The following is a 15,815-nucleotide window of genomic DNA, read 5'->3' as shown; positions in this document are numbered from 1 at the left end:
GTCGCGGGTCTGGTCCGACCTCCGCAGAGCGGTCACGCTCTGTGACGTTTCGGGACTGGTGGCCTTCGTGGCTCGTTGACGGGCCTGGAGGGGATCATGCCCGCATGGACTTCGACCTCGCCCCACCAGACGGCGTTGGCCGTTGCGGGGCGGTGTGGATCGGCGATCGGCCGCCGCGGCGCTGGGGCCCCGCGGCGGAGTTGGGCCGGCGGTGACGGTGGCGAGATCTCGTTCGAGACCGTCGACGGAGGCGTGAGGGCCGGTCAGGTCGTCGGCACGGGCCGCTTTCGGGATCCGTGCACCTGCCCCGACGAGCCCGCACTGCCCGCACTGCCCGGGCAGCTCGGGCAGCGGCCCCGGCCGTCCGGGCTCTGGCACCGGCCCGGCTCACGTCGCCGTCGTCCTGCACCGGCACCGCCCTGGTTTCCGAAGCCGCCAGGAAGAGCAACTCTTCCAGCCGGGGCAGTACTTCGCGCACAGCCCGGAACCACCACCCCGAACGCCGCCCCCGCCGGCCGTTTCCAGACGGTCCCGGGAGGCGCTCCGGCGGGGTCAACAGTCGCAGGAGGCATCCGCACCACAGAAGTCGGACCAGGACCGCTTCGCATGAACGAAGCCCCGGGGCGCGGGGCGGCCCGCGGGGCGGGGCACGGGTCAGTCCTGCTGCTGCCAGGCGGGGGCTGGATGACGCCGTCCCGGTACATGGGCAGTTCGATGGCGGCGCCGTAGCGGGCCAGTTGGGCCCAGGGGCGGTTGATGCCGGCCGAGCCGTGGCGGCGGACGCGGGTGACGGCGTCCAGGTCGAGCACGTCGACCAGGGCTTCTTCTCCCGGTCCGGCCTGCTGGCGGACGGTGCCCTCGGGGTCGACCACGGCGCTGTGGCCGACGCCGTACGGGTCGGGGGTGTTGACGTTGACCACGTAGACCTGGTTGGTCCAGGCGTTGGCGCGGGCGCAGACCAGTTCCATCTCCCGGTCGCGGGTGGTGGTGAGGGTGGGTTGGATCACCACTTCCGCCCCCAGCCAGGCCAGTTGGCGCACCGTCTCCGGGAAGGAGCCGTCGTAGCAGATGGCGAGCCCGATCCGGCCGACGCCGGGCATCTCGAACACGGTGAACCGGTCGCCGGGCTCGGCCTGTTCGTAGGGCTGCCAGGGGAAGACCTTGCGGTAGCGGGCGACCAACTCGCCGTCGGGCGAGAAGACCAGGGCGGTGTTGTGCACGGTGCCCTCGGGCGTCCGTTCGAAGAGCGAGCCGGGAACCAGCCAGAGGCCGGTCTCGGCGGCCAGCGCCCCGATCCGGTCGGTGAGCGGTCCGGGCACCGGCACGGCGGCCCGGTGCATCCAGTCGGCGGGGGCGGGCTCCAGCAGGGGGCCCTCTGCTGCGAGGAACAGCTCGGGGACGACGACCAGTTGGACGTGCGGGAACAGTTCGCGCGTGGTGCGGACGCGTTGGGCGAAGCGGTCCCAGCTGGCCTCGAGGTCATGGGCGACGGGGGCGGTCTGGAGGGCGGCGATGGCCAGGGTGCGCACGGGTTCAGTCCTCGGTGGGTTCGGTGACGGTCAGTTCGGCGACGGCGCGGCGGCCTTCGCGGAAGAAACGGGTGTGGCGCGGGCGCAGTGCGAGCATCACGACCGCGCCGACGGCGACGGAGCCGATACCGAGCAGGAAGACCCCGCCGACGCCGTGGAAGGAGGTGTCGCCGTAGCTCGGGGCGTACATGTCGATGGCGCTGCGGACGAAGGCGGCCAGCATCATCAGGCCGCCCAGCAGCGGCAGCACGCCCTTGAGGAGCAGGTCGCGGGCGGAGCGGCGCAGGTGGCTGCGGAAGTACCGGACGCAGGCCAGGGCGGTGACGCCGTAGTAGCAGGCGATCAGCAGGCCGACGGAGAGGATGGCGTCGCCCAGGAAGCGGGCCGAGAGCAGTTCGAGCACCACCAGCAGCAGGCCGGTCGCGGCGCCGAAGCAGAGGGTGCCGAAGGCCGGGGTGCGGTGGCGGGGGTGGAGGCGGGCGAAGGCGGGTGGCAGTGCGCCGTGCGCGGCCATCGACAGCGTCCCGCGCGGGGCGCTGACCAGGCAGCTGAGCAGCGCGGAGACCGCCGAGACGGCGACGGCCAGCTTCACCAGCACCGCGAGCGCGTCGCCGACCACCGGCGGGGCGAGGGTGGCCAGGACGTCGGTCGCGTTGTCGGGGTTGCCGAGGCCGGGGCCGTCGGTGCCGGTGCCGGCGAAGGAGACGGCGGCGAAGGCGGTGAACAGGTAGGTGCCGAGCAGGACGCAGGTCGAGACCAGGACGGCCCGGCCGGGCACCTTGTCCGCGTCGCGGCTCTCCTCGTTGACGGTGATCAGCGCGTCCCAGCCCCAGTAGATGTAGAGGCAGAGCAGCACCGACTCGGCGAACGGGCCCGCGCCGCCGTAGGCGAACGGGTTCAGCCAGGAGAGCGAGGGCGTGCTGGCGCCGGGCCGGGCGAGCGCCGCGGCGCCGAAGCCGAGCAGTGCGGTCAGCTGGAGTCCGAGCAGCAGGTACTGGAGGGACGCGGCGATCTGCACGCCGCGGCGGGCGACCGCGGTGCAGCCGGCCAGCAGGAGCAGCGCGGTGGCGGTGACGGCGACGGTGCTCCCGGCGTACCGGTCCGGGGCGAGGACGGACAGCAGGTAGGTGGCGCCGACCTGGGAGAGCGCGGTCATGGCGATGAGGGTGGCGGTCTGCACCACCCAGCCGCCGGCGAGCCAGCCCGCGAGCGGGCCGAAGGCGCGGGTGGTCCAGACGAAGGTGGTTCCGCAGTCCGGCATCTCCCGGTTGAGCTCGCGGAAGGCGAGGGCGGTCAGCAGGATCGGCACGAAGCCGATCAGCAGCGAGGCCGGCGCGAGGTGGCCGACGGTCAGGGTGACCAGGCCCAGGGTGACGGCGATGGAGTAGGCCGGGGCGGTCGAGGAGAGCCCGAGCGCCACCGCGCCGAGCAGCCCCACCGAGCCGCTGCGCAGCCCCTTGTCGGAGGCGGGGGGCGGGGCCGGGGGTGCGTCGGTGTTCGTTCTGAGTGTCACGGGTTCCTCGTTCGGAAGTGGCTCGGACATCTTTGTTAAATCTGGATTTAAGAAGTGTGGGGCGGCCCTGTCAAGGTCCTTCCGGCATTTTGTTAAACTCTGCGCAAGCGACCAGGCCGACTGAGGGGAAGCGACGTGGCGGGAGCCGGCAAGCGCGGTGGCGGCGGCAAGGAGGCACGGCGTGCAGAGCTGAACGAGGCGGTGCAGCGGGCTCTGGTGGCCCGCGGCCTGGAGGGGCTGCGGCTGCGCGACGTCGCCAACGAGATCGGCGTCACCCCGGCCGCCGTGCTCTACTACGGCGACCTGGACGCCCTCGTCCACGCCACCTACCAGCAGGCCATCGAGCGCTTCAGCCGTGGCCGGGAGGAGGCCGCCGACCGCCACGAGGACGCCCGCGCCAAACTGACCGCCTGCATCGAGGAGGGCGTCGCCACCGGCCCGGACGACGCCATGACGCGCCTGCTGTTCGAGTACTGGCCGCGCTGCCTGCGCGACGCCCGCGCCGCCGCCCTCGACAGCGCCCTGACGGAGCGTCAGATCACCGTCTACGCCTCGGTCCTGACCCTCGGCCAGGCTCAGGGCCACTTCACGCTCACCGACCCGCCCCGGCTGCTCGCCGCCAACTTCGTCGCCATGGAGGACGGCTACCAGATGGAGGTCCTGTCCGGCCGTCGCACCCGCGCCGAAGTCATCGCCGCCCTGCGCTCCTACGCCCGCGCCGTGACCGGCCGACCGCTGCCGTGAGCCCGCGGCGGCGAGCCGGCTCCACGTCGTCGCCGCCCCTCCCCCGGGCCGCCGGGGCGGATCTTGACCGCGGTTCGCTCCTACGGCGCCCGGATGCTCGAGGCCCTGGCCCTGGCCGTGCCGCAGATCGGCGGCCAGCGCACCACCGGGCGCGGCGCGGAGAGGGCCGTTTCGGCTGGTGAGGGCGCGGGTGGTTTCGGGGGCGTTCACCCTGCCGGTGCGTTCCCGGACCGCGGTGAGTCAGGACGCGCTGGCACTGCTCTGGCCGCGCGGGTGTTCCGCAGCAAGAGCGCGTACTGGCAGGAGGGGATGAAGCGCTGCCGGGAGTGGCACGAGCGGACCGGCTCGCCGGCTGTCGCCTGCAGCACCGTGGCCGGGGTGACGAACGGCTTCCCGCCGGAGAAGCGGGTGGCCGACCGCTCCGCCCGGGGTGTCGCCGCGCTGGCGCAGTTCGCCGTCCGGAGGGGCGCGCGCGGGTGCCGTGCCCGCACCGGGAAGGGCTGGAACGGGCGGCGGCCGACGCCGACGGCGCGGAGGAGGCGCGGACGGTGGCGCTGGGCGCCTTCCTCCCCGGCGCCGGGCGCCACCGCAGCGAGCTGAAGCCCGATCAGCTCGCGGCCCTCGCCAAGCACGGCGTGCAGCGGACGTGAGCAGAACCGGAGCGTGAGCGGGCCTGAGGGGCAGAGACTTCCGTGCGGCCGCTGGGTGACGATCGCGCCCTGCCGTGGGCGGCACGGCCGCCTTCGTCAGGCGCCGCCCCGGGTAGAGCGGGGTGGAGGACCTGGGCAAGACTCTCGCTGTGCCGGCCGTCACCACGGCCCGCTCGCCCACGAGCACCCCCGAGCAGCCTCACCTGGAGCCCAGATGTCCGAAACCCCCACGATCGTCATCCGTGACCTCGCCGCAGCTGACGAGAAGGACTGGCGCCGGCTGTGGGCCGGGTACCTCGACTTCTACGAGTCCACCGTGCCCGCAGCGGTCACCGACTCCACCTGGCGACGGCTCCTCGATCCGCACCAGCCGCTGCTGGGCCGCGTCGCCGAGCACGACGGCACGGTGATCGGCATCACCAACAGCGTGCTCCACCACAGCACGTGGCTCACCGGGCAGGTCTGCTACCTGGAGGACCTCTTCGTCGACCCCGCCCACCGCGGGCTCGGGGCGGGCCGCCTGCTCCTCCAAGACCTCTTCGACCTCGCCACCGTCCGCGGTTGGGCACGCGTGCACTGGCTCACCGCGCACGACAACCCCGCCCGCCGCCTCTACGACACCTTCGTCCCGGCCGACCGCTTCGTCCACTACGAGCGGGACCTGCCCGCCGACGACGGCGCCGACCCGGCCGCGGCCAACCGGCCGTAGCCCCGGCCACCGGCCGGAGCGCCGTCCTCACGCCGGACGGTCCAGCCGGACGATCTCGTCAGACCTGTCAGGAAGGCCAGCGGCCACGGGGAGCAGGCGGGCCCCAGCAGTTGGACCGGAAGGAAAGCGGAGCGTGCTGGCTGGCGCCCTTTCCGCATTGGTGGGGCCATCCTCGGGTCGGCGGGCTCGGGATCCTCGGCGATCACGCGGTCGAGCACCTCGACGGCGGGCGGCCGGAGATCGATGGCGAAGGCCGGGAGGGCTCTGTCGGGGCCGTGGCTTGTGCTGACCGGTTCACCGCCCGGGCGCTGTGCGGCGATGAGGGCAGCGGCGGCAGCGGCCTCAGCTCCCTCAGGACTCGGCGCCGAGGGGACGAGGCGCCGGCCGAACAGGCCGCGGCGAAGGCGAGGCGGGCCTCGCGACCGGCGGCGTCCCGGGCGGACCGATTCGCCCGGCACCTGGCGGCCCTGAACTGCTTCACCGCCGGGGAGGGGCGCGCGCGGATGCCCCGGCGGCACAGGGAGCCGGCAGGCAGCCGGGCGGGTACCGGGGCGCGGTGGGGGTTCCTTGCCGACGCGCCCGCTCCTGGGCGGCGGTGTCGCGCGGGGCGGGGGCCGGCCGGCGGGTTCCTGCGGGGGTTTCCCCCCGGTGAGGACGGGTGCGCGCCCCAGCGCGCGACGGGACCCGTCGAGGCGAAGATCAACTCATCGGACGCCGAGGTCATCGGACGCCGAGGTCATCGGCGTCGTCCCGGGGTGAGGAGTGGTCGAGGGATGGCTGGCAGCAGGCGGTTCGGGCGTCGTGGAGTACTGGTGGTGGCGGCGGCCGCCGCATCCGTGCTGATGCCGGCGGTGGCGGTCGCCGCGCCGACGGCCTCGGGCGGCGCGTCCGGAACGGCCGCGGACCCGGATGCCGCCCGGCGCTCCGCCGTGGTGCGCGCGCTGCAGGAGGCCGCCCGGCCGCTGCGGACGACGGAGGCCGGGGGCGGCACTGCCGACCTGCGGGCCCTGGGCGCCATGGTCGGGGATGCCGAGGTGGTCGGCCTCGGGGAGGCCACCCACGGCTCGCACGAGTTCTTCGCGATGAAGCAGCGGATGCTGCGCTACCTCGTCCAGGAGAAGGGCTTCACCGCTTTCGCCCTGGAGGCGAGTTGGAGCAGCAGTCTGCAGATCGACGCGTACGTGCAGGGCGGGCCGGGCGATGCGCGACAGGTGGTGAAGGACGCGCTGGGCGGCAGCCCGTGGGACCGGGAGGAGTTCGCGGAACTGATCGCGTGGATGCGTTCCCACAACCGGAGCCGGCCGGACAGTCCGGTGCACTTCGTGGGCGACGACCTGGGCCTGCCCAGGCTCGGGGACCCGCTCTTCGAACAGGTCGCCTCCTACGTGCGCGGGGCCGACCCCGACGTCCTCCCCCGGCTCGAAGAGCTCTACCGGGACCTGCGGCCCTTCGACGACGTCTTCGCCTACCTGCGCGAGCCGCTCGAGGCGCGCCGGGCCAACGCCGCCAAGGCGCAGCAGGCGCTCGACCTGGTCACCGCGAGCGGTACCGGGGCCTCCGGCCAGGAGGACCACGCCTGGGCGGTGCAGCACGCCCGGAACATCGCCCGGACCTTCGCCTTCGCCACGCTCGACCTGGGCGATCCGGCCTCCGTCTCCGCCGCCGAGCAGTTGCGCGATCGCGCCATGGCGGACAACGTCACGTGGTGGCAGCGGCGCACTGGCGGGAAAGTGCTCGTGTCGGCGCACAACGGGCACGCGGGCTACGCGTCCACCGACCCTTTCCTGTACCCGAAGCCACAGGGCTCCTGGTTGCGTGACGCCTACGGGAGCGGCTACGTGGCCGTCGGCTTCACCTTCGACAGCGGTTCCTTCCTCACCAACGACGCGGTGCTCACCGACAACTGGAGGACCGTCACCGTTCCGCCGGCCACTCCGGACATGAACGAGTACACCCTGGACCGGGTCCGCTACCGGGACTACTACGTCGACCTGCGCGCCGCTCCGCGGGCGGTGCGCGACTGGCTGGACGTGACCCGGCCGACCTACGACGCCGGGTCGGTCTACGTCAGCGACCCGATGCCGCGGCTTGCGGTCGGTGGGGCCTACGACGTCCTGATCCACCTGCACCAGGTCACCCGGGCCCGTACCTTCTGACCGTGCGCCCCGCCCGACGAGGCGGCCCTTCCGCCCGCTGGCGGGAAGGGCCGCCCAGGTCCACAGCACCTGTGTCCGGCCGGGGTGGAGAGGCACTGGAGGTCCGGGCGCCGCACTCGGGGCTGCAGTCGAACGCCACGGTGCAGGGGCCCGCGTGGCGGGCGACGGCGTGGCCGATGCCGCTGGTGCCGCCGATGACGACGGCCTGCCGGCCGGTGAAGTCGGTGGCGCCGTTCATGGGGTGCTCCTGGAGGCTGACAGGTGGATGGGCCGGGTTCGGATCAGGCGGGGGCGGTGAGGACGAGGTAGCCGTCGATGCGCCGCAGCCGGTCCGAGCGGGGGTCGGGCGGCAGCGGGTGGCCGAGGGCGCCGGTGCGGACCTCGCCGATCCACTGGTCGTGCTGGTACTCGTGGTTGATCAGGGCGATCAGCAAGTGGTGGGCGACGACGGCGAGTTGGGACGGGGCGCCGACCCGTCCGGCGGCGATGGCGCCGATCCGGGCGTGGACCCGTTCGGCGACGGTGTCGCGGAACGCGGTGAGCCGTTCGACGGTCGGCAGCGCGCCGCGGAACTTCTCGGGGTTGGCCGAGTCCATGATCCCGTCCAGTTCGGGGTCGGGGCTGGGTTCGGCCGCGGTGAGGTTGCGGATCATGAAGTGGGCGACGTGCGCCTGGTGGCCGAGGTGCCAGCCGATGGCGCTGGAGTCCTCGTGCGGACGCCAGGTCACCTCGTCCGGCGTCAGGTCCCGCCACAGCTCGTCCGTGTAGGCGCGGGCCCGGTCGTAGTCGCGGAGCAGTTCGTCGAGGTCGTGCATCACTCTGCCTGTCGTCTCGGATCGATGGACGGGGCGGCGGGCGTGCCGTGGCCGCCGTTCAGTGGCTGTCGTGGACCCGAACCCCGGGCGCCGCTTCCGGCGGCGGGGCCAGAGCGGCGGCCACGGCCCGGGTGAACAAGTCGCTGTCCAGGTACGGCTGCCTGGACTTCTCGTGGACGGCCGCAGCCGCGGCGCGGTGTGCCGGTGTCACCTTCAGGGCGACCTCAAGATACGTCATGGTTATGCCTTGCCGAGGGGAGCCTCTCCGGGGAAGCCCTCGCTTCCCCGGCGCAGCAGCAACGTTAGGGAGCGTTCTCCACCACCGGTAGAGGATCGTGATGAATCAAGGCATAGCGAGTGTGTATGTCTAGGGTTGGCTCGACGCTCTGCGGCCGGGCGCTTGCCGTCGGCGCTCCAACGGGTCGCGGTGCGCCACGGGGCGTCGGGGCGGGGCGGGACGGCGTCGGCGGTCAGCCGCCGGGCGTGAACCGGGGGCGTGCGGTCGGGGACGGGGCCGAGGTAGTGGTGGCCGGTCAGGTGGCACCAGGCGGGCAGGCCCGGCGGTGCGGCGGGGTCGGTGGTGGTGACGTGCACGACGGTGCCCGGTGCCGCGCCGTCGATCCGGCGGCGCGGGCACAGCAGGAGGGTGACGCAGAACAGGCCGGCGCCGTCGACGGTGAGGCCGGGCGGGGGGGATGCCGGGGTTCACGGATGCCGTTCCCGGTCGGGGCGCGCCGGGGCCGGGGTGGGGTCAGCGGCGGGCGGCGGCCAGGGCGTCGGCGAGGTGGAGCAGGTCCGCCGCGAGCGGGGAGTCGGCGCTCCACACCGCTTCGAAGGAGATCTGCACCTCCCGTCCGGAGTCGACCAGCGGCCGGTGGGGCACGTCGGGGGAGGTGAGCTTGGAGCGGGGCACCATGGCCGAGCCGAGGCCCAGCTTCGACCAGTCCTCCAGGACCCGGTAGCTGGCAGCCTCCCCGGCGTAGGTGCGCAGCGGGATCTCGCCGGCCCGGAAGAGCTGCTTGGTGAACGTGGTCAGGCCGCAGCCGTCGGGGACGAGGATGAAGCGCTCCCGGGCGGCGTCCGCGAGTTCCAGCGGCGCGCCCCCGTCGGAGCCGGGGCCGCCGGAATCGGGGCCGTCGGAATCGGGGCCGTCGGGGCCAGGGCCGCCGGGGCCGGGGCTGATGACGACGATCGGCTCGACGTCGATGACCCGGTGCTCGAAGCGCGGCATCGCGGCGACCGCGGGGATCAGGACGATGTCGAGTTCGCCCTCGCGCAGGGCGCCGCGCAGGTCGTGCATGTCGTCCTCGCGCAGCACGAGGTCGCGGGGGGCGGGCAGGTCGCGGACGGTGCCGAAGGCCCGGGCGACCAGGTGGGGGCCGATCAGCGGCGAGACGCCCATCCGGATCCTCTGCGCTCCGGGCGCGGTCAGCCGCCTCGCCTCCGCCGCGACGGCGTCCAGGGCGAGCACCGCGCGCTCGATCAGGGGGAGCATCCGGGCGCCGAAGGGCGTCCGGGTCACTCCGCGCGGGGAACGGTCGAACAGCTTGCCGCCCAGGCGCTCCTCCAGCTTGGCGATGCCGTTGGACAGCGCGGGCTGGGTGACGCCGTAGGCGCGCGCGGCGGCGCTGAACGACTTGGTCTCGGCGACGGCCTGCGCGTACCGCAGCCCTTCCGGGTTCAGCCGGTCGACCATAGCCACTGTTTATCGCTCCATTCGCCGTCGTCCCCTACCCCGCCGGTGCGCGGCTGCCTATGGTGGGGCCTCCGCTGCCCCAGCATAACCAGCAGCTATGTGAACCGGTGGAGCCGAGAGGAAGAGGAAGCATGTCGGAGCGTGTCAGCGCGATGACCGTGACGGAGCCGGGCGGCCCGCTGCGCCTGCGCCGGTCCGCGGCCGGGGCGCCGACCGGCACCCTGGTGCGGGTGACCGTCGCGGCGAGCGGGGTGTGCCACGCCGACCTCGCGACCGCCGCCGCCACCGGCCCGGGAGCCGCCTTCCCGGTCGTCCCCGGCCACGAGGTCGCGGGCGTCGTCGCCGAGGTGGGAGAGCGGGTCGCGGGCCGGCGGGTCGGCGACCGGGTGGCCGTGGGCTGGTTCGGCGGCAGCTGCGGGCACTGCGAGCGCTGCCGCGCGGGCGACGTCGTCCACTGCCCCGAGCGCGAGGTGCCCGGCCTGTCCTACCCCGGCGGCTGGGCCGAGAGCGTCACCGTGCCCGCCGACGCGCTCGCCCGCGTCCCCGACGGCTTGGACCTCCTCGACGCGGCCCCGTTCGGCTGCGCGGGCGTGGCCGCGTTCAACGCCGTCCGCCGCGCGGGCACCCCGGCCGGTGGGCGGGTCGCCGTGTTCGGGATCGGCGGACTCGGCCACCTCGCCGTCCAGTTCGCCGCCGCACTCGGCTACGAGACCGTCGCCGTCGCCCGCGGTACCGACCGCGAGGAGGCGGCCCGCCGCCTCGGCGCCCACCACTACATCGACAGCGACGCCCAGGCACCCGGCGCGGCCCTGCGGCGGCTCGGCGGCGCCGACCTCATCGTGTACACCGCCTCCTCCACCGCCCCCGCCGGCGAACTGCTCACCGGACTGAACACGCACGGCCGCCTCACCCTCGTCGGCGTCGACGCCGGTTCCCTCACCGTTCCGGCGGCCCGGCTCGTCATGAACGGCCACACCCTCACCGGACAGCTGACCGGCACCCCGCGCGAGACGGAGGAGGCGATGCGCTTCGCCGTCGCCCACGGCATCCGACCGGTGGCCGAACGCCTGCCGCTGCGGCGGGCCGCCGAAGCCCTCGACCGGCTGCGCTCTGGCGCCGCGCGCTTCCGCGTCGTCCTGGACACCGCGCACACCCCGGATGCCGCGGACGCCGACTGACCCCGTCGGCCCGACCGCCGCGCCGCGCCACCGAACGTCCGACCCCACCCGACCGGAAGGAACCCACCCATGCCCCAGCACGACGACCACGACGTGATCGTCGTCGGCGCCGGAGCCTCCGGCCTGACCGCGGCGACCGGCCTGCGCGCCGCCGGGCTCGACACCGTGGTCCTGGAGGCCCGCGGCCGCGTCGGCGGACGCCTGCTCTCCGCGCCCGTCCCCGGGCCGCCGGCGGGGCGGGCCCTCGACCTCGGCGCCACCTGGTTCTGGCCCGGGGAGGACCGCGTGCGCGCCCTGACGGACGCTCACGAAATCGCCGCCTTCGACCAGCACCTCGACGGGGACGCCGTCGTGCAGGAGGCCGTCGGCATCCGCCGCCTGACCGGCAACCTGATCGACGCCCCCGCCCGCCGCTTCACCACCGGCGCCCAGCACCTGGCCACCGCCCTCGCCGCCGCGCTGCCCGCCGGCACGCTGCGCCTGGGCACTCCCGTCACCGCCGTCCGCCCGGACGACCCGTACGGCCTCACCGTCCACACCCCCGGCGGGACGCTGCACGCCCGGCACCTCGTCCTGGCACTGCCGCCGGCCCTCGCGCTGGAACGCATCGACTTCGCCGACACCCTGCCCGCCGACCTCGCGCACCTCGCCCGCGCCACCCCGGTGTGGATGGGTGCCGCCGTCAAGGCCGTCGCCCACTACCCCCGCGCCTTCTGGCGCGAAGCGGGCCTGGCCGGAGCGGCGTTCAGCCGGACCGGACCCCTGCAGGAGATCCACGACATGTCCGGACCGGACGGCACCCCCGCCGCCCTGTTCGGGTTCGCCCACGCCCGCACCGTCCACCCCGGCTTCGAGCAGGCCGTCACCGACCAGCTCGCCCGCCTCTTCGGCCCGGCCGCCGCCCGCCCCGAGCGCCTGTACGTGCAGGACTGGAGCACCGAGGAGTGGACCTCCCCCTCCACCGTCGCCCACCTCGACGACCACTCGCTCTTCGGCCACCCCCGCTACCGGCAGCCCGCGCTGGACGGCCGCCTGCACTGGGCCTCCACCGAGACCGCCACCCGCCACGCCGGCCACATCGAAGGCGCCCTGGCCGCCGGCGAACGCGCGGCCCGCGCCGTCCTGGCCGCAACCGCCACCCCGGCCCCCGACAGGGAGAACCGCTAGGTCCGGTCCGGTCGGTCTTGTCGGATCGGCGCGCGGCGGTGGGCGCCGGGCTCGCCGGACCGCTCGTGCACAGCACCGGCTTCGGCGGCCTGAACGCCGCCGCCGCGGTCCTCGTCCTGCCCGTGATCGCTCTCCGCCTCCTGCCGCCCCGGACCCGCTGAACCAGGGGTCCGGACACGCTCCCTCGACGATCGGCGCCCCGAGACCTCCACTTCCTGGCACAACGTCAGATCTCTTGGGAGGGAGGCGTAGGGGCGTTGACCGGATCGGCCTTCGGGGAGAGGGGCCGTGTTGCCGGAAAGGCACCGAACCGTCACTCTCTGCGCATGGTCAACGGGTGCCGTGCCACGAAGCCGGACGGGAAACTCTGCAAGAACCCGGTGCGGCAGGAGGGGATCCGTTGCGGAAGCCCTTGACCACGCGGGCCGAGCTCGGCGTGGGCGATCAGACCGGGCCGGTCGCCGGCGTCGACCGGACTCCGGTGGGCAGGGTCGCTGCACCGGCCCGCACCACCGCGGCCGCCGGGCAGGCGTGGCCGGCGACGGGGTGGCGGGGCGGCGGGGGTGCGCGTTTCACTGGGACGAGAGGGGCGGCCGCAAGCGGGCGTGGACTTCCGCGCGCTCCTGTCGACCGCCGTGCCTGGAGGTCACCTTGAGCACCCACGCGACGAAGGGCTTCGACCCCACCCGCGTACCGCACCTGTCAGGGCCCTTCGCCCCCGTCACCGACGAGGTGGACGCGGTCGACCTGGAGGTCACCGGCACGCTGCCGGCCGGACTCGACGGGATGTACGTGCGCAACGGGCCCAACCCCCGCTTCACCCCGATCGGTTCCTACCTCTACCCCCTCGACGGGGACGGGATGCTGCACGCCGTGCGGATCTCCGACGGCCGGGCCCGCTACCTCAACCGCTTCGTGCGCACTCCCGCGCTCGTCGCCGAGGAGAGGGCCGGGCGCGCCCTGTGGGGCGGCCTGGAGTCGATGATCCTCCCGGACGCCGACGAGGTGGGGCCCGAGCTCGCCGGGACGTTCAAGGACCTGCCGGACATCAACGTGGTCCGCCACGCCGGCCGCATGCTGGCGCTGGCCGAATCCGCCTGCCCCTACCGGGTCGACGCCACCCTGGCGACCCTGGGCCGCGAGGACTTCGACGGCGCCCTGCCCGCCGGCATCACCGCCCATCCCAAGGTCGACCCGCTCACGGGGGAGATGGCCGTCTTCTGCTACGCCCTGGAACCCCCCTACCTGACCTGGTCGGTGATCGGCCCGGACGGGACGGTGAGCCGGGGACCGACCCCGCTGGCCGGAGTCGACGAGCCCCTGATGATCCACGACATGGCCGTCACCGCCCGCTACCTCGTCCTCGTCCTCGCCCCGGCCTTCTTCGACCTGGACGCCGCCATGGCCGGCGGCTCGTTCCTGGCCTGGCGGCCCGAGCGCGGCACCCGGGTGGTGCTCGTACCCCGCGACGGCACAGCACCGGTGTGGACCCACGACGACGCCTTCTGGATGTGGCACTCGGTCAACGCCTACGACGACGGGCCCCAGCCGCAGGCGCCCGTGATCCTCGACTACGTGGAGTGGAACCGGCTCACCGTCGGCCCGGAACCGGGCGGTGGGTCCGGACCGGCGACCGCGCGCCTGGTACGCGCCAGGATCGACCCGGCGGGCGCCCGAATCTCCCGGACGGTCCTGGACGACGCCCGGGTCGAGTTCCCCCGCATCGACGACCGCCTCACCGGTCGGCGCCACCGGCTCACCGCCCTGGCCACCGGAACCGGCCGCGGCGACCTGCTGGCCGGCGAGTACGACGCCCTGCGCTGGTACGACCTCGACACGGGCGCCACCATAGTCTGGGACGCAGGCGACCTCGCGGTCGGCGAACCCGTCTTCGCCCCCGAGTCCGGAGCGCGGGCGTCGGCGGAGGACCGCGGCTATTGGATGACCTTCGCCACCGACCGCACCGACGGCACGAGTTGGTTCCTCGTCCTGCCCGCTGAGGACCCGGCCTCGGGCCCCGTTGCCCGCGTGCGCATCCCGGTCCGCGTCCCCCTGGGCCTGCACGGTGCGTGGCTGCCCACCGAAGGGCCCTGACGACAGGAGCGCAACAGGTGAGCGCAGCCGCTGGGGCCGCCAGGACGTGAGCGCTGTCGCCGTCCGTCGGGCCCGCCGTGCAGTTCGGCCTCCGCCCGCTGCTGTGGCATGCCCGGCACCCTAGCGGCCGGTACGGGCGGGCACGGGGAAGTCGGGAGGGTTCCGTTGCCTTACACCGTGCCTGACGGCCGGTCAGGCCCCTGCCTCCACCGGGGAGAACAGCGGGTCCCGCCCTTGCGCAACCGGCCGCCCGGTGCCCCCTTGACCGGCCGCCTGGCGCTCCTGCGGTGCCGACCTCGAACAGGGCGACCGCATTGCCCGGGACGGCGAACGACGCCCGTGCGCAGCCCTGTCCGCGTCCGTATCAGCCGTGGAGAGGGGGGTCGGGACGGACGGAGAACGGGGCCCAGCAGGACCCGCGGGCCGGTGCTGGCGGGCCGGGTGGGACGGCGTGGAGCGGCCCGCGCCGTAGCGTGGCCCGGCCGGCCGCACGCGGATGACGGTGGGGGGCGTGGCGATCCCCGGGCCGCACGCGCGGGCAGATCGCGGCGGCGGTGGCCGGCGGACTGCTCCTGGCGGCCGTGCTCGGTCTGGTCCAAGTGCTCGCCGACCACGTGCACGTGGTCGTCCGCTGAACAAGAGCCGTGCCCGGAGCCGGCGCGGCTCGGCGCGGACCCGGGCCCGGAAACGGGGGCGTCGCCGGGGGGGAGCATCGCACCCGGTGGTGCGCGCCGCGGCCCATTGCCTGCGGCGCGCACCACCGGCTGCCGGAGGCGGGCGGTGCGGGTTCAGACCTGCTGGGCGCGAACGCGGCCGGCAGGCGGCTGGGCGGGGGCGTCCCCGCCCGGCTCCAGGAACGGCGAACACTCGGCGGGCAACGGGAGCGGGCGCTCGCCGACCGGGAAGGTGTGGTCGACGGCGGGCTCGGAGAAGGCCAGCCCCAGCGGGCGGCGGTCGGAACTCATGCGCACAGTCTGACCCACCCTGACCCGATCAGCCCCACCCGACCCGGCCCGACCCGGCCCGGCCGGGACTCCGGCCGACCGGCCGGACAGCGGACGGGGCCGAGCACGGACGCCGGCGCGGTGGCCGCGGGCGCGTCCGGGGTGGTGACGGGGTGGTGACGGGGTGGTGACGGCGGCGGCCAGGCGCTCGCCGAGGTCCGGGTGCAGACGGCTTCGACAAGCGCTCGGCTCTCCGGCCGCATCGGTGGCACCGGCGCAGCGCCCGCGTCCCGGCCGTCGACCGGCACCACCGTGCGGCCCAGCCGGTGGGCAGTTGCCACCAGGGCGGGTGGCCGGGGTAGGGGCGTGCCTGGTGGAGCATCGGAACCTGGCGGGCCGTACCTTCGCCGACTTGCGGCCGGCGGAGGCCGTCGTCGCTCAGGCCGCTGCTGCGCGCCGGACCGGACCGCGCCGGGGTGACGGTAATGGTCCTGTCGGACTCGGTCGGCAGGACGCCGTGGGACCTCCGTGCGGGGTACAGCCCCGACTGCGGCGCTGTGGTGATCTCCGAGGACTGCGGGCTGCACCTGCCCCCGTGGCTGTGCTGGGCCTCGCCACGG

The 15,815-nt window shown here is 74.6% G+C and carries 13 protein-coding genes; 7 read left to right on the top strand and 6 right to left on the bottom strand.

What is annotated here, in order from left to right; genetic code table 11:
- Positions 1 to 263: 263 nt before the first annotated feature.
- Together EDD39_RS37400 and EDD39_RS37395 are read right to left on the bottom strand one after the other, a co-directional pair.
- On the bottom strand, positions 264 to 1,529 hold the full coding sequence (locus tag EDD39_RS37400) for a carbon-nitrogen hydrolase family protein (RefSeq protein ID WP_244257500.1): 1,266 nt from the start codon (positions 1,527 to 1,529) through the stop codon (positions 264 to 266).
- A 4-nt stretch (positions 1,530 to 1,533) separates the two neighbouring features.
- Entirely contained in the window at positions 1,534 to 3,042 is a 1,509-nt protein-coding gene (locus tag EDD39_RS37395) for an APC family permease (RefSeq protein WP_244257499.1), read from the bottom strand.
- Positions 3,043 to 3,177: 135 nt separating this feature from the next.
- Here EDD39_RS37395 and EDD39_RS37390 point away from each other — a divergent pair, with 135 nt between their 5' ends.
- From EDD39_RS37390 to EDD39_RS37385, 3 genes are all read left to right on the top strand, one after another.
- Positions 3,178 to 3,786 carry a TetR/AcrR family transcriptional regulator gene (locus EDD39_RS37390; protein WP_123564006.1) on the top strand — a complete coding sequence of 203 codons (609 nt, stop codon included), beginning with the start codon at positions 3,178 to 3,180 and terminating at the stop codon, positions 3,784 to 3,786.
- A 476-nt stretch (positions 3,787 to 4,262) separates the two neighbouring features.
- A complete protein-coding gene (locus EDD39_RS40080) occupies positions 4,263 to 4,436 on the top strand; it encodes a hypothetical protein (protein WP_162870343.1) in 174 nt (57 codons plus the stop codon).
- 214 nt (positions 4,437 to 4,650) lie between these two features.
- A complete protein-coding gene (locus EDD39_RS37385) occupies positions 4,651 to 5,145 on the top strand; it encodes a GNAT family N-acetyltransferase (protein ID WP_123564005.1) in 495 nt (164 codons plus the stop codon).
- Here EDD39_RS37385 and EDD39_RS42885 read toward each other — a convergent pair.
- The gene (locus EDD39_RS42885) at positions 5,085 to 5,603 is read right to left on the bottom strand and encodes a DUF4259 domain-containing protein (protein ID WP_482796754.1); all 519 of its coding nucleotides are present in this window, start codon (positions 5,601 to 5,603) and stop codon (positions 5,085 to 5,087) included. The two genes, EDD39_RS37385 and EDD39_RS42885, sit on opposite strands and share 61 nt — an antisense overlap.
- A 315-nt stretch (positions 5,604 to 5,918) precedes the next feature.
- Between EDD39_RS42885 and EDD39_RS37380 the strand changes: the two genes are divergently transcribed.
- The gene (locus tag EDD39_RS37380; RefSeq protein ID WP_123564004.1) at positions 5,919 to 7,301 is read left to right on the top strand and encodes an erythromycin esterase family protein; all 1,383 of its coding nucleotides are present in this window, start codon (positions 5,919 to 5,921) and stop codon (positions 7,299 to 7,301) included.
- A gap of 281 nt (positions 7,302 to 7,582) precedes the next feature.
- On the opposite strand, the gene EDD39_RS37375 is transcribed toward EDD39_RS37380, so the two are convergent.
- Both EDD39_RS37375 and EDD39_RS37360 read right to left on the bottom strand, forming a co-directional pair.
- Positions 7,583 to 8,116, bottom strand: a complete 534-nt coding sequence (locus tag EDD39_RS37375; RefSeq protein ID WP_123564003.1) for a DinB family protein — start codon at positions 8,114 to 8,116, stop codon at positions 7,583 to 7,585.
- A gap of 751 nt (positions 8,117 to 8,867) precedes the next feature.
- A complete protein-coding gene (locus EDD39_RS37360; protein ID WP_123564001.1) occupies positions 8,868 to 9,812 on the bottom strand; it encodes a LysR family transcriptional regulator in 945 nt (314 codons plus the stop codon).
- Positions 9,813 to 9,943: 131 nt separating this feature from the next.
- Here EDD39_RS37360 and EDD39_RS37355 point away from each other — a divergent pair, with 131 nt between their 5' ends.
- From EDD39_RS37355 to EDD39_RS37345, 3 genes are all read left to right on the top strand, one after another.
- A complete protein-coding gene (locus EDD39_RS37355; protein ID WP_123564000.1) occupies positions 9,944 to 10,990 on the top strand; it encodes an alcohol dehydrogenase catalytic domain-containing protein in 1,047 nt (348 codons plus the stop codon).
- 69 nt (positions 10,991 to 11,059) lie between these two features.
- Positions 11,060 to 12,157 (top strand): flavin monoamine oxidase family protein, encoded by a 1,098-nt coding sequence (locus tag EDD39_RS37350; RefSeq protein WP_123563999.1) that lies wholly within the window; start codon positions 11,060 to 11,062, stop codon positions 12,155 to 12,157.
- 651 nt (positions 12,158 to 12,808) lie between these two features.
- Positions 12,809 to 14,251, top strand: coding sequence for a carotenoid oxygenase family protein (locus EDD39_RS37345; protein WP_123563998.1), 1,443 nt, complete (start codon positions 12,809 to 12,811; stop codon positions 14,249 to 14,251).
- A gap of 788 nt (positions 14,252 to 15,039) precedes the next feature.
- Here EDD39_RS37345 and EDD39_RS40075 read toward each other — a convergent pair.
- A complete protein-coding gene (locus EDD39_RS40075; protein ID WP_162870342.1) occupies positions 15,040 to 15,216 on the bottom strand; it encodes a hypothetical protein in 177 nt (58 codons plus the stop codon).
- Positions 15,217 to 15,815: the final 599 nt, after the last annotated feature.

Source organism: Kitasatospora cineracea, assembly GCF_003751605.1.
Classification (GTDB): Bacteria; Actinomycetota; Actinomycetes; order Streptomycetales; family Streptomycetaceae; genus Kitasatospora; species Kitasatospora cineracea.
Note: the sequence above shows the minus strand (reverse complement) of the source record. Positions and strands in the feature narration are given on the sequence as shown.